The organism is Microbacterium sp. H6 (genome assembly GCF_003314775.1).
Taxonomy (GTDB): Bacteria; Actinomycetota; Actinomycetes; order Actinomycetales; family Microbacteriaceae; genus Microbacterium; species Microbacterium oxydans.
On sequence record NZ_QOAY01000089.1, the window covers coordinates 14,058 to 15,339 of the forward strand.

2 protein-coding genes and 1 pseudogene are annotated in these 1,282 nt (G+C 68.8%); 2 read left to right on the top strand and 1 reads right to left on the bottom strand.

Annotated features, from left to right (window positions below; genetic code table 11):
• A pseudogene (locus DSP71_RS24515) lies at positions 1-194 on the bottom strand (hypothetical protein); the annotation flags it as partial.
• Positions 195-292: 98 nt separating this feature from the next.
• On the opposite strand from DSP71_RS24515, the gene DSP71_RS06145 reads away from it, so the two are divergent.
• Together DSP71_RS06145 and DSP71_RS06150 are read left to right on the top strand one after the other, a co-directional pair.
• Positions 293-748 carry a DM13 domain-containing protein gene (locus DSP71_RS06145; protein WP_113680645.1) on the top strand — a complete coding sequence of 152 codons (456 nt, stop codon included), beginning with the start codon at positions 293-295 and terminating at the stop codon, positions 746-748.
• Entirely contained in the window at positions 745-1,233 is a 489-nt protein-coding gene (locus DSP71_RS06150) for a DoxX family membrane protein (protein WP_113680646.1), read from the top strand. Before DSP71_RS06145 ends, DSP71_RS06150 begins: the two co-directional genes overlap by 4 nt.
• The last annotated feature ends 49 nt before the right edge of the window (positions 1,234-1,282 follow it).

Sequence of the window (1,282 nt, forward strand, 5' to 3'; positions counted from 1 at the left end):
TCGTAGCCGTTGGCCCGCAGGTACGCGCCGACGGCCGCTCTGACGGTGGGGTCGTCCTCGACGACCACCACCTCGGTCGTCTGCTGCCCGGGTGCCTCCTGCCCCCTGGGGGTCTCCTGCTGCATGGGGTCGACACTAGTCGCGGGCTCAGCGCCGTCGGGCGGTTCCTTACGGTTCTGAAAGGTCTCCCCCATCGCCCTCCGCGCGTTCGTAGCGTTCTTCGAAGTGCGATCCGCCGCGGCCTCCGTCGCTCCGGACACACAGTCGCACACACCGTGAACAGGAGAACCTCATGCGCAAGACCGCCTTCGCCGCCACCGCGGCCGTCACCCTCGCTCTCGCCCTCGCGGCGTGCAGCTCCCCCGCCACCACCGAGGACACCAAGCCCTCGTCGTCGGCGTCGCAGAGCGCGGATCCCGGCACGTCGACGACCGAGATGAAGATGTCCGAGAAGACCGGCACTTTCATGGGTCTGAACGAGAAGAAGGTTTCGGGCACCGTGACCGTGTCCGACGACGAGATCGCCCTGTCCGGGTTCTCCTCCGACGAGGGACCCGACCTGCACGTCTACCTCACGAACGGCACCGACGAGGCCGCGGTCTCCGCCGGCATGCTCGTCGATGCGGTCTCGTTCGACACCACGACGCAGACCTTCGCCCTCGACGGCATCGACACGTCCGAGTACTCCTACGTCGTGATCCACTGCGACAAGGCGAAGGCCGTGTTCGGGGCAGCCGAGCTCTCATGAGCGGAGCGCGGCCGGCACGCGCCCTGGTCCTCTCGCTGCTCGGCGGCGGGGCCAGGGTGGCGGTCGGGGTGCTCTGGCTGATCGAGGGCATCCTCAAGTACCGCGCGGGGTTCGGGGCGGCCGACATCGAGCTGGTGGCACAGAGCACGGAGGGGAACCCTCGGGTGCCGTGGTTCTTCGCCCCGCTCGGGTCGTTCATGGGGACGGCGCCCGAGCTGTTCGGCGTGGTGATGCCCGCCCTCGAGGTCGCCCTCGGCGTGCTGCTGGTCGCGGGCCTGCTGACCAGGATCACCGCCTTCCTGTCGATCGGAACACTGATGCTCTACTGGAGCGCCGATCAGCTGATCGCCCAGTATCCGGCGATGGTCATGCTCTCCGCCGTCGTGCTCCTCGTCCCGGCCGCTGCACGGCTCGGAGTGGATGGATGGCTTCGTGCGCGTCGCGCACAAGGCACCGAGACGGCTTCAGGCCTGTGGGAGGGCTGAAGCGACGGGAGGGCTGAACCTGCCGAGAGGGGACCGGATCGCGTCGCGG

Bases quoted from the DNA above. Each gene is read 5' to 3' on its own strand.
- DSP71_RS06150 (WP_113680646.1), top strand. From the start codon at position 745: ATGAGCGGAGCGCGGCCGGCACGCGCCCTGGTCCTCTCGCTGCTCGGC.
- DSP71_RS06145 (WP_113680645.1), top strand. From the start codon at position 293: ATGCGCAAGACCGCCTTCGCCGCCACCGCGGCCGTCACCCTCGCTCTC.